Origin of the sequence: Tsukamurella sp. USMM236 (genome assembly GCF_037148755.1) — a bacterium.
Lineage (GTDB): Bacteria > Actinomycetota > Actinomycetes > Mycobacteriales > Mycobacteriaceae > Tsukamurella.
On the sequence record NZ_JBBCSS010000003.1, the window covers coordinates 520,510 to 532,123 of the forward strand.

Consider the following 11,614-nt stretch of genomic DNA (forward strand, 5'->3'; position numbering starts at 1 on the left):
CCCTTCCGAAGGATGTGACCTAGGTCATACCACGGTGTGCAGGGGTGGCGGGGCCGCCCGCCCGGATCGGCGGCCGCCGGTCAGAACTCGCGCGTCTCCTCCGCGCCCCACGGGATGAAGTCGGCACCGTCGGGGCGCATGTCCGCGAGCCGGCCGAGGTAGATGCCCGAGCCCTCCGCGGAGAGAAGGGCGTCGTGGATGGGCACCGCGACGGTGGGGTTCACGGCCCGGAAGAAGTCGACCGTCTCGCTGATCCGGCACCACGGTGCGTTCACTGGCAGGCCCAGCACCTCGACGGGGACGTCGGGCACGAAGAGCGCGTCCCCGGGGTGGTAGAAGCGGCCGATGCGCTCCTCGTCGCCCAGCAGGATCGACGTGTTGTCGATCGTCGGCAGGTCGGGGTGGATCACCGCGTGCGTGCCGCCCACGGCCCGCGCGATGAGGTTGCCGATCCCGTAGTCGTGGCCGGGGAGCGCCGCGATCCAGCGCCCGCCGCGCGCGGCCGCGGTGGTGGGATCGGCGAACAGCTGGGCGTCGGGATTGGCGTCGACGAGGGCGTCGATCCGGGCGGGGTCGATGTGATCGGGGTGCTGGTGGGTGACGACGATCGCGTCCAGCCCGGTGAGGCCCTCGAAGCCGTGCGAGAACGTGCCCGGGTCGAAGAGGACGCGCGTCTCGGACATCTCCACGAGGACGCACGAATGGTGGAAGTGGGTGAGTCGCATGTCGCCAGTATCGCTCAGTTTCCGCGGGGCCACGGCGGTTGTCGCGACGCGCTCCGCCGCTCGGTTCCGAGCGGACGTAAACTGTCATCACAGCGCGATCGACACCCGAGCGCGCGGTCGAATCGAGAGGGAGCCGCAACGTGGCACGGATTGTGGTGGACGTGATGCCGAAGGCCGAGATCCTGGACCCGCAGGGGAAGGCGATCGTCGGCGCACTCGACCGCCTCGGCTTCGCCGGTGTCGCGGATGTGCGGCAGGGCAAGCGGTTCGAGCTCGAGGTCGACGGCGACCTGAGCGACGACCAGCTCGAGAAGATCGCGGCCGAGGTGCTCACCAACACCGTCATCGAGGACTTCACCGTCACCCGGGTCGACGCATGACCCGCGTCGGCGTCATCACGTTCCCCGGCACGCTCGACGACGTCGACGCGGCGCGCGCGGTGGAGCGGGCCGGCGGCGAGGCCGTCGCCCTCTGGCACAAGGACCACGACCTCCAGGGCGTCGACGCGGTCGTCGTGCCCGGCGGCTTCTCCTACGGCGACTACCTGCGCGCCGGCGCCATCGCCTCCCTCGCCCCCGTCATGACCGAGGTCGTCGAGGCCGCGGGCAAGGGCATGCCGGTGCTCGGCATCTGCAACGGCTTCCAGATCCTGTGCGAGGCGGGCCTGCTCCCCGGCGCGCTCACCCGGAACGAGGGGCTGCACTTCGTCTGCCGCGACCAGTGGCTGCGGGTCGAGGCCACGAACACCGCGTGGACCTCGCGCTACGAGTCCGGCGCCGAGATCCTGATCCCGGTCAAGAACGCCGAGGGACGCTTCCAGGCGTCCGAGGCGGTGCTCGACGAGCTGGAGGGCGAGGGCCGCGTCGCCTTCCGCTACGTGGGCGGCAATCCGAACGGCTCGCAGCGCGACATCGCCGGGATCAGCTCGGCCGACGGCCGCATCGTCGGCCTCATGCCGCACCCGGAGCACGCCACCGAGGCGCTCACCGGACCGTCGGACGACGGCCTGGGCATCTTCTACTCCGCGCTGGACGCGGTGCTGTCGGCCTGATGGCTACCGGCCGAGCCACCGCGGACGGGTTGTGCGCCTTCGTCGACGCCTCCCCGTCGCCCTTCCACGTCTGCCAGACGGTGGCCCGCCGGCTCGGTGACGCGGGGTACACCGAGCTCGTCGAGCACGACGTGTGGCCGGGCCCCGGCAAGTACTTCGTGGTGCGCGGCGGCTCGATCATCGCCTTCGACTCCTCGCACTGCGAGCACGGCGAGCTCCCGGCGTTCCGCATCGTCGGCGGCCACACCGACAGCCCGAACCTGCGCGTCAAGCAGCATCACGACGCGGAATCGGCGGGGCTGGCGCAGGTGCTCCTGGAGCCCTACGGCGGGGCGTGGCTCAACTCCTGGCTCGACCGCGACCTCGGCGTGTCCGGGCGGATCGCGGTGCGCGAGGGCGGCAGGGTCGTGCACACGCTGGTGCGCATCGACGAGCCGCTGTTGCGCGTGCCCCAGCTGGCGATCCACCTCTCGGAGAACCGCAAGGGCGTCGAGCTCGATCCGCAGCGGCACCTGCACGCGATCTGGGGCACCGCCGGCGCCGGCGGCTTCCTCGCGCGGGTGGCCGCCTCGGAGGGCTACGCCGCCGACGACGTGCTCGGTTTCGAGCTGATGACGCACGACCTGGCGCCGTCGCGCACCGTCGGGGCCGACGGTGCCCTCGTCTCCGCGCCCCGGCTCGACAACCAGGGCACCTGCTACGCGGGCACCGAGGCGCTGCTGGCGGTCACCCCGGTCGACGGGATCGTGCCCGTGCTGGCGCTGTTCGACCACGAGGAGGTGGGCTCGGGCTCCGATCGCGGCGCCGCGTCCGACTTCCTCATCACGGTGCTGGAGCGGATCGGCCTGTCGCACAGCCTCAGCCGCGAGGACTTCCTGCGCACGCTGAGCCTGTCCGCGGTGGCGTCGGGCGACATGGCGCACGCGACCCACCCGAACTACCCGGACCGGCATGAGCCCGCGCACCACATCGCGGTGAACGGCGGCCCCGTGCTCAAGGTGAACCAGAACCTGCGCTACGCGTCGGACTCCGACGGCGAGGCGCTGTTCGCCCTCGCCGCCGAGCAGGCGGGCGTGCCGCTGCAGCGCTACGTGCACCGCGCCGACCTGCCCTGCGGCTCGACGATCGGCCCGATCACCGCGGCGCGCACGGGCCTGACCACGGTCGACGTGGGCGCCCCACAGCTCGCGATGCACAGCGCGCGCGAGCTCATGGGCTCCGCCGACATCGGCTACTACTCCGCGGCCCTCGCCGCCTTCCTCGCGCCCGCCTGAGTCGGGCCGACCTGCACCGGGCTCAGCCCCGGAAGTCCAGCAGCACCTTGCCGGACGCGGCGGAGTCGCGGGCGATCGCGAAGGCCTCGAGCGCGTCCGCGGCGGGCAGCACGTGGGTCACCACGCCGCGCACGTCCAGCGTGCCGTCGGCGAGCGCCGCGATCACGTCGTCGATCTCGTCGTTGAACCGCAGCGCACCGCGCAGGTCCAGTTCGCGGGTGATGGCCTGCGCCGCGGGGAAGTCGATGTCGCCCGCGCGCTGCAGCCCGAGCAGCACGACGACGCCGCCGCGCGCCGCCGCGTCGACGGCAGCGTGCAGGCCCGGCACCGTGCCGGAGGATTCGATCACCACGTCGGCGTGCAGCGCCGCGATCGCAGCGGACTCGCGGGCGTCGAGAACCGTCGCGGCGCCCAGCGCCAGCGCGCGCTCCCGCGGCTCGGCCGCAATGTCGGTGGCCACCACCTCGGCGGCGCCGTGGTGCAGCGCGACGGCGACGGCGAGCAGCCCGATCGGGCCGGCGCCGATCACCGCGACCCGCTTGCCCGCGACGTCCCCGGCCCGCTCCACGCCGTGCCAGGCGACCGCGGCCGGCTCGATGAGCGCGGCGTCCCGCGGGTCGATCCCGGCGGGCAGGACGCGCAGCATCCGCGCCGGGAGCGCCACCCGGCGGGCGAAGGCCCCGTCGCAGTGCGGGACGTGCGCGGCCGAGCCGAGATACGTGGACGCGGGCGCGAGGTTCGGGCGCTCGGGCGGGTACGGCACCCCGTCGACCCCGTGCGGCGTACCTGGATGCACGGCGACGGGCGTCCCCGCCGCGGGCCCGGACCCGTCCGCCGCCGCCCGCTCGACGGTGCCGACCACCTCGTGCCCGAGCACCATCGGGGCGCGCAGGATCGAGGCCCCGGCGGCACCGTGCAGCCAGTAGTGCAGGTCGGAGCCGCAGACCCCGCCGTACGAGATCGCGATCACGGCCTCGTCGCCGGCGGGCACCGGCTCGGGGAGCGCCTCCACCCGCAGGTCCTCGGCCGCGTGCGCGACGACACCCAGGTTCACAGTGCTCTCCTTCATACGACGGCCGTCATGCCGCCGTCGACGTACAGGACCTGCCCGTTGACGAACGCGGACGCCTCGGAGGCGAGGAAGACCAACGGGCCCACCAGGTCCGCGACGTCGCCCCACCGCGCGGCCGGGGTGCGGCCGGCCACCCACGCGGAGAACTCCGCGTCGTCGACGAGGGCCTGCGTCAGCTCGGTGGCGAAGTACCCGGGGGCGATCGCGTTGGCGGTGACGCCGTGCGGCGCGAGCTCGGCGCACAGCCCCTTGGTCAGCATGACGATGCCGCCCTTGGTCGCCGCGTACGGCGTGATGTTCGGCCGCGCCAGCTGCGACTGCACCGAGCCGACGTTGACGATGCGGCCGCTGCCGCGCGCGATCATGCCCGGCGCGACCCGCTTGGCGAGGAGGAAGGCGCTGGTGAGGTTGGTCGACACCAGGGCGTTCCAGTCGGCGACGGGGAACTCGGTCAGCGGGTGCCGGATCTGCATGCCCGCGTTGTTGACCAGGACGTCCGGGGTGCCGTGCTCGGCCTCGATCGCGCCGATCGCCGCGTCGACCGCGGCCTCGTCGGTCACGTCGAAGGCGCTGGAGTACACGGGATTCCCCGTCGTGATCTCCCCGGCCGCCCGACGGGCCGCCTCCGGGTCACGGCCGTGCACGATCACGGTGGCGCCGGCCGCGGAGAGGCCCTCGGCGAGGCGGCGGCCGATGCCGCGGGTGCTGCCGGTGACGAGGGCGGTGCGGCCGGTCAGGGCGAAGGCGGAGGTGTCGCTGGGCATGGGGGCCTTTCAGTGCGCGGCCGGAGCGGCGGACGAAATCGGCGCCGACGGGGCGGAGACCGCGGCGGGGGAGGGGAAGTCGAGGGTGCTCAGCGCGGCGGTACCGGGCACCGCGTAGCCCGGGCCGGCCTCGGCGTCCGAGATCTTCACGGCGTCGTCGGTGCGGGTGAGGTCGCGGCCCACCGTCTCGGGCACCAGGAAGGTGCTCGCGGTGGTGATGGTGCACAGCGCCACCATGTAGAGGCCGAGGACGAGCCAGTTCCCGTCGGTGACCTTGATCAGGTAGGCGCCGAGCACGCCCGCCACGCCGCCGGCGAGGACCGCGGAGATCTCCCGCGCCATGGCGACGCCCAGGTAGCGGTGCCGCGCGCCGAACATCTCGGGGATGAGCGCGCACTGCGGGCCGAGCATGGAGTTCACGCCCACGCCGATGCCGATCGCGATGACCGCGACGGCGATCGCGTGGTTGTGCAGCGTCAGCGCCCACCAGGCGGGCAGCGCGTAGACGAGCAGGAACAGGGCCCCGGCCCGGTAGACGATGCGGCGGCCGAACCGGTCGGAGAGGTGCCCGGTGAACGGGACGGAGAAGACTCCGATGAGCGAGCCGATCGTGACGCCCCAGGTGAGCACGCCCTTGTCGGCGCCTGGTCCGGTGACGGTGACGAAGAAGGACAGGGCCAGCGCCTGGAACATGTACGAGCCGCCGTTCTCCGCCATGCGCAGGCCGATGCCCACGAGGACGCCGGGGAAGCCGTGCTTGAACAGCTCGCGGACGGGCTTGTCAGCCACCTGCTCGTGCTTCTCCAGCTCGACGAAGGTCGGCGTCTCCTGCAGCTTCATCCGGATGACCACGGCCAGCAGGATGAGCAGGAACGAGGAGAGGAAGGGCACGCGCCAGCCCCAGCTCAGCATCGCCTCCTCGGGCAACTGACTGATCAGCGTGAAGACCAGCGCGGCGAGCAGCGTGCCGGCCTGGATGCCGATGAACGGCAGCGCCGAGAAGAAGCCGCGGCGTTTCACCGGCGCGTACTCGGCCATGAGCACCGTCGACCCCGCCTGCTCGGCGCCGGCGCCGAAGCCCTGGAGGAGGCGCAGCGTGACCAGCATGATGGGCGCCCAGATGCCGATCGACTCGTAGGTGGGCAGCAGGCCGATCAGGGTGGAGGCGCCGCCCATCAGCATGATCGTGATGACCAGCACCGCCTTGCGGCCGACCTTGTCGCCGAGGCGGCCGAAGAACAGGCCGCCGAAGGGGCGGGCGGCGAAGCCGACGCCGAACGTCGCGAAGGCCGCCACCGTCGCCATCGCCGGATCGCCCTGCGGGAAGAACAGCACGTTGAAGATCAGGGCCGTGGAGAGGCCGTACAGCGCGAAGTCGAAGTACTCGAGGGCGCTGCCGATGCTGGAGGCCAGGGTCGCGCGCTTGAGGTTGGCGGCGTACTCGGGGTCCTGCTCGGGCGAGGTGGTGGTGGTCGACAACAGCGTCTCCTTCGAACCATCGGCTCGTGACCGGCGTCACATCCGATGCCTCGAAGCTAACACTAGATCGAACGGTGTACAACCAGCTGAACGAAATCGAGGTCGACGGTGCGCCGCGGGATCGGCCGGGGAGCCCCCGTCGCGCCTCCCGAGTGAACTGCGACTCACCGGGATCGATTAGTGTCCCGAAGCATGACCACCTCGCCCGCGGCACCGTCGGACCCGGAGGAGGGTGAGCAGCTCACCCGAGCCCTGAGTAACCGCCACATCCAGCTCATCGCGATCGGCGGCGCCATCGGCACCGGCCTGTTCATGGGCTCCGGCAAGACCATCTCGGTGGCCGGGCCGTCGGTGATCGTCGTGTACATGGTGATCGGCTTCATGCTGTACTTCGTCATGCGCGCGATGGGCGAGCTGCTGCTCAGCCGCACCGGGTACCGCAACTTCTCGGACTTCGCCGGCGACATCCTCGGCCCGTGGGCGGCGCACTTCACCGGCTGGACCTACTGGTTCTGCTGGGTGGTCACCGCCGTCGCCGACGTGGTCGTCATCGCGTCCGTCTACATCACGTTCTGGGCGAAGGACATTCCGCCGTGGATCCCGGCGGTCGTCGTGATCGTGCTGCTCATCGGCCTCAACCTGCCGACGGTCCGCGCCTTCGGCGAGACCGAGTTCTGGTTCGCCATGATCAAGATCGTCGCGATCGTGGCGCTCATCGTCGTCGGCGCAGTGCTCATCATCACCGGCTTCGAGCACGACGGCGCCCGCGCCTCGCTCGCCAACCTCTGGGAGCACGGCGGCGTCTTCCCGCAGGGCTTCATGGGCTTCGTGGCCGGCTTCCAGATCGCCGTCTTCGCCTTCGTCGGCATCGAGCTCGTGGGCACCGCGGCCGCCGAGACGAAGAACCCCGAGAAGAACCTGCCCCGCGCGATCAACGCCATCCCGATCCGCATCCTGCTCTTCTACGTCGGTTCGCTGGTGATCCTCATGTCGGTCGTGCCGTGGGACCGGTTCAGCAAGGACGAGTCCCCGTTCGTCATGCTCTTCACCCTCGCCGGGCTGGGCGCCGCCGCGCACCTGGTCAACGCCGTCGTGCTCACGTCGGCCATGTCGTCGGCGAACTCGGGCATCTACTCCACCTCGCGCATGGTCTACGGCCTCGCCACCGAGGGCGACGCCCCGAAGGTCTTCGCCAAGCTGTCCGGGCGCAAGGTGCCGCAGAACGCGCTCTTCCTCACGGGCGTGATGATGCTGTCCTCGGTCGTGCTGCTCGGCTTCGGCCTGGACAAGTCCGCAGGCTTCACCGTGGTCACCACGGTCTCGTCGCTGTGCTTCATGTTCGTCTGGACGATCATCCTGGTCAGCTACCTGGTGTACCGCTCGCGGCGCCCGCAGGCGCACGCGGAGAGCGCCTTCAAGATGCCGCTCGGCACCGTCATGCCGTGGGTGATCTTCGCCTTCTTCCTGTTCCTGCTGTGGGCCTTCACCCGCGAGACCGACACGCTGCAGGCCATGCTCGTGACGCCGATCTGGTTCCTCATCGTCGGCGCCGCGTACCTCGTGCTGCGCCGCAACCCCGAGCACCTCGCCGCGCGACGGGCCTTCGCCGCTCGCGTCGAGGAGGAGAAGAAGGCCGCCGCGCAGTGGCGGGCCGCGCGGGGCTGAGTCAGGCGCGGGTCGCCGTGCGGGACTCGGCCGTTGGTGCGGTGCGTACGGCGGGGGCGCCGACGGGGGTGACCCGGACCCAGGTGTCGTTGACCGCGGAGTTGCCCGAGAGCCGGTCCACGCGCGCGGGATCGTGCAGCAGGTTCACGTTCTGGCCCGCGAGCTCGTCCGCGACGCGCCAGCCGGTCCCGCCGTGGCCCCATCCGTGGGGGATGGCGATCGTGCCCTGACGGATCTCGTCGGAGATCTCCAGCGCCACGTCGATGGTCCCGGTCGTCGAGGCGACGGTGACGTCCTGTTCCGCCGCGATGCCCAGGCGTTCCGCATCCGCGGGGTGCATCAGCACCGTGCATCGGTTCGATCCGGTGACCATCGTGGGCACGTTGTGCAGCCACGAGTTGTTGCTGCGCTGGCGGCGGCGGCCGATCAGCTTGAGGTCGTATCCGTCGCTCGCCGTCGTGTGAGACCGGCCCGCGAGGGCGTCCGGAAGGATCCGGCGGGCCTCCTCGAGGAACGATGCCGGTGCCAACTCGATCCGGCGCCCGCGGGTGGCGATCACCTCGCGCAACCGGGGCTCGAGGGCGCCGAGGTCGATGCCGCCGACGCTCTCGCGCATCCGCTTGAGCGTGAGGCCGCGCCGCCCGCGGCGGAGCACCCCGTACGGGCCGAGGGCGATCGGCAGGACCAGCATCCGCTCGGGCGTGAACAGGTCCGTCAGGCGGCGCAGGGGGCGGCTCAGGAGGCGCCGGGCCGGTATCGGTAGCACCTCGAGGATCAGGCGGTTGAGGATCTGCCAGTCGTCGAAGCCGTCGGCGGGCTTGTCGAGGATCTGGTGGGTGTACCGCGCGTTGTTCCGCACGCTGAACGCCGAGACCAGGAGGTTGAAACCGCCCCGTTCCAGGTGCGAGATCGGGGGCAGGACGAAGTCGGCGTGCCGCGTGGTCTCGGTGAGGTAGATGTCGACGGAGACCATCAGGTCCAGGCCCGCGAGCGCGGCGTCCATGCGACCGCGGTTCGGTACCGACGAGACGGGGTTGCCGGCGTAGGTGACCATCGCGCGGATCCGGCCCCGGCCGGGTGTGGTGAGCTCGTCGGTGAGGGCGGCGATGGGGAGCTCGCTGCGGAACGAGGGATAGCGACCCGACCGGTCGGTCCACCGGCCGTAGGCCACGGGGATGAACCTGGCGAGCCGCGGGATGTCGACCGGCGGGGTCGGGAACATCATGCCGCCGGGCCGGTCCAGGTTCCCGGTGACGATGTTGATCGCGGAGATCAGCCACGTGACCAGCGTTCCGGTCTGCTGCTGGCAGATGCCGATCCGGCAGTAGATCGCCGCCGACCGCGCGGCCGCGTGCTCGCGCGCCAGCTCGGTGATCGTCTCCGCGGGGACCCCGGCGAGCGGCGCCATGGCGGCGGGGGTCGCGTCGGCGACGAGGTCGCGGAGTGCATCGAGACCGCGGGCCGAGCGGGCGAGGAAGGCGTCGTCGCACAGGTTCTCGGTGAACAGGACGTGCAGCATCCCCATCAGCAGGTAGACGTCGCCGCCCGGTTCCACCGCCACGTGCTGGTCGGCCAGCTTCGCGGTCTCGGTGCGGCGGGGGTCGATCACGACGACCTTCCCGCCCCGCTCGCGGATCGCCTTGATCCGCCGGGGCGCGCCGGGCATCGTCGACAGCGAGCCGTTGGAGACCGCGGGGTTCGCGCCGACGATCACCAGGCGATCGCTGTGGTCGATATCGACCACGGGCACCAGCGCATTGGAGCCGAACATGCGCCACGCGGTGAACTCGTGCGGATACTGATCGATCGACGAGGCGGTGTAGAAGTTCGGCGTCGCCAGCGCCACCCGGAGCGTCAGCCCGTTGGCGACGCTGGTGTTGTGGGCCGCCGGGTTGCCCAGGTACATCGACAGGGCGCGGAAGCCGTGCTCCTTGCGGATCGCGCGCAGTCGCCGGCCGATCTCGTCGAAGGCCTCGTCCCAGTCCACCGGCTCGAACGTCTCGCCCACGCGGCGCATCGGCGTGCGCAGCCGGTCGGGATCGTGGTGCAGCCCGCCCATCGCGGTCGCCTTCGGGCAGATGTACCCCTTCGACAGCACGTCGTCGGGGTCGCCGGTGACGCGTGTGACCTGCTGGTCCTCGTCGACGGTGACCAGGATCCCGCAGTGCGCCTCGCACAGGCAGCAGTGGGTGGGACGGGTGGTGGCGGGCATGGCTCCTCCTCGGTCTGCCCCGCCCACGGTAATCGCAAAGGCGCGCCTCCGGTGCCATTATGTGAATGAACGTTCTCAGTCCTGTTCGGTGAGCATCGGCGCGTCCGGGCCCAGCGGGCGGTGCAGGAGCGAGCCGCGGGTCACCGCCGCCCGGCCGAACCGGGTGCGCAGCGAATCCATGGCCAGGTCCAGGTCCGCATCGTGCTCGCCGCCGTCGAAGGGCAGCGCGAGCTGGACGGCGCCGTGGTTCTCCAGGTTCGCCAGGGAGAGCCCGATCAGGGTGCACCCGCGATCGCGCACCAGGGGCATCGCCTCGTCGAGCAGGGCGCGCGCGGTGGCGAGCACGACCTCGGTCGCGTCGGTGGGCTCGCGCAGGGATCGGGAGCGGGTGACGGAGGAGAAGTCGTCGAACCGCAGCCTCAGTTCGACGGTGCGCGTGACGCGCCCGGCGGCCCGGAGTCGCTCGCCGAGGCGATCCACGATCGCCAGGGCCGTGCCCTCGATCTCGGCCTCCGACTTCGTCCGGCGGCCGAGGGCGCGTTGCGCGCCGATGGATTTCCGGCGCCGGCCGGTGTCGACGCGGCGGGGGTCGTGCGCCATGGAGAGGGCGTACAGGTGTCGCGCGGTGCCGCGCCCGAGGAAGGCGGCGAGGCGGTGCTCGCCCAGCTCGGCGATCTGCCCGACGGTGGCGATCCCCACCTCGTGCAGCCGGGCCTCGGTCTTCGGGCCCACGCCCCACAACCGCCGAACCGGGAGCGGGTGCAGGAACTGCAGCTCCGTGCCGGGCGGGACCTCGAGCAGACCGTCGGGCTTGCCGACGGCGCTCGCCACCTTGGCGAGGAACTTGCTGCGTGCGACGCCGACGGTGATCGGCAGCCCGACCTCCTTCGCCACCCGATCCCGGAGGCGGGCGGCGATCTGCACCGGGGTGCCGCGGATGGCGCGGAGGCCGCCCACGTCCAGGAAGGCCTCGTCGACCGACAGACCCTCCACCACGGGCGTGGTGTCCCGGAAGATCTCGAAGACCCGGCGGCTGGCCTCCATGTACGCGTCGAACCGGGGCGGCTGGGTGATCGCGAACGGCGCGAGCGCGAGGGCCTCGCGGTGCGGCATGGGGGAGCGGACGCCCTTCGCCTTCGCCTCGTAGCTGGCGGCCAGCACGACGCCCGAGCCGACGAGCACGGGCCGGCCCCGCAGCCAGGGGTGATCGCGCTGCTCGACCGAGGCGTAGAACGAGTCGAGATCGGCATGCAGGATCGACGCCTCGGCCCGCGCGTCCATGCTCATGACCGCAGTATCGCGCCCGGGTCCGACAAGTGACCGTGGCGACATTGCGCAGAACTGACTTCTGAGTAAGGTTACTTCAAAGTCA

10 protein-coding genes are annotated in these 11,614 nt (G+C 71.6%); 4 read left to right on the forward strand and 6 right to left on the reverse strand.

All coding sequences use genetic code 11. From position 1 onward, the window contains the following. Positions 1-80: 80 nt before the first annotated feature. On the reverse strand, positions 81-725 hold the full coding sequence (locus WFK95_RS13605) for an MBL fold metallo-hydrolase (protein WP_224649718.1): 645 nt from the start codon (positions 723-725) through the stop codon (positions 81-83). 140 nt (positions 726-865) lie between these two features. Between WFK95_RS13605 and purS the strand changes: the two genes are divergently transcribed. Genes purS through WFK95_RS13620 form a run of 3 tightly spaced genes read left to right on the forward strand, consistent with a single transcriptional unit; the run spans position 866 to position 3,050 of the window. Further along, positions 866-1,105 (forward strand): phosphoribosylformylglycinamidine synthase subunit PurS, encoded by a 240-nt coding sequence (gene purS / locus WFK95_RS13610; protein WP_224649716.1) that lies wholly within the window; start codon positions 866-868, stop codon positions 1,103-1,105. Further along, positions 1,102-1,776 carry a phosphoribosylformylglycinamidine synthase subunit PurQ gene (gene purQ, locus WFK95_RS13615; RefSeq protein ID WP_224649714.1) on the forward strand — a complete coding sequence of 225 codons (675 nt, stop codon included), beginning with the start codon at positions 1,102-1,104 and terminating at the stop codon, positions 1,774-1,776. The genes purS and purQ overlap by 4 nt, the downstream gene beginning before the upstream one ends. Further along, the gene (locus WFK95_RS13620; protein ID WP_374201350.1) at positions 1,773-3,050 is read left to right on the forward strand and encodes a M18 family aminopeptidase; all 1,278 of its coding nucleotides are present in this window, start codon (positions 1,773-1,775) and stop codon (positions 3,048-3,050) included. Before purQ ends, WFK95_RS13620 begins: the two co-directional genes overlap by 4 nt. Before the next feature lie 22 nt (positions 3,051-3,072). Here the strand turns inward: WFK95_RS13620 and WFK95_RS13625 are convergent, their stop codons facing one another. From WFK95_RS13625 to WFK95_RS13635, 3 genes are read right to left on the reverse strand one after another with little or no spacing between them, the layout of a single operon-like run. After that, on the reverse strand, positions 3,073-4,104 hold the full coding sequence (locus WFK95_RS13625) for a zinc-binding dehydrogenase (RefSeq protein WP_336671024.1): 1,032 nt from the start codon (positions 4,102-4,104) through the stop codon (positions 3,073-3,075). 11 nt (positions 4,105-4,115) lie between these two features. Continuing rightward, positions 4,116-4,886: an SDR family oxidoreductase gene (locus WFK95_RS13630; protein WP_224649242.1), complete on the reverse strand. Its 771-nt coding sequence runs from the start codon at positions 4,884-4,886 to the stop codon at positions 4,116-4,118. 9 nt (positions 4,887-4,895) lie between these two features. Then, complete coding sequence (locus WFK95_RS13635) at positions 4,896-6,365, reverse strand: MFS transporter (RefSeq protein WP_224649240.1); 1,470 nt, start codon at positions 6,363-6,365, stop codon at positions 4,896-4,898. A 192-nt stretch (positions 6,366-6,557) separates the two neighbouring features. Between WFK95_RS13635 and WFK95_RS13640 the strand changes: the two genes are divergently transcribed. Further along, complete coding sequence (locus tag WFK95_RS13640; RefSeq protein ID WP_224649238.1) at positions 6,558-8,030, forward strand: amino acid permease; 1,473 nt, start codon at positions 6,558-6,560, stop codon at positions 8,028-8,030. Position 8,031: 1 nt separating this feature from the next. Here the strand turns inward: WFK95_RS13640 and WFK95_RS13645 are convergent, their stop codons facing one another. Both WFK95_RS13645 and dinB read right to left on the reverse strand, forming a co-directional pair. Further along, on the reverse strand, positions 8,032-10,242 hold the full coding sequence (locus WFK95_RS13645; protein ID WP_224649235.1) for a molybdopterin-dependent oxidoreductase: 2,211 nt from the start codon (positions 10,240-10,242) through the stop codon (positions 8,032-8,034). 75 nt (positions 10,243-10,317) lie between these two features. Then, a complete protein-coding gene (gene dinB, locus WFK95_RS13650) occupies positions 10,318-11,529 on the reverse strand; it encodes a DNA polymerase IV (protein ID WP_224649233.1) in 1,212 nt (403 codons plus the stop codon). Between the last annotated feature and the right edge of the window lie 85 nt (positions 11,530-11,614).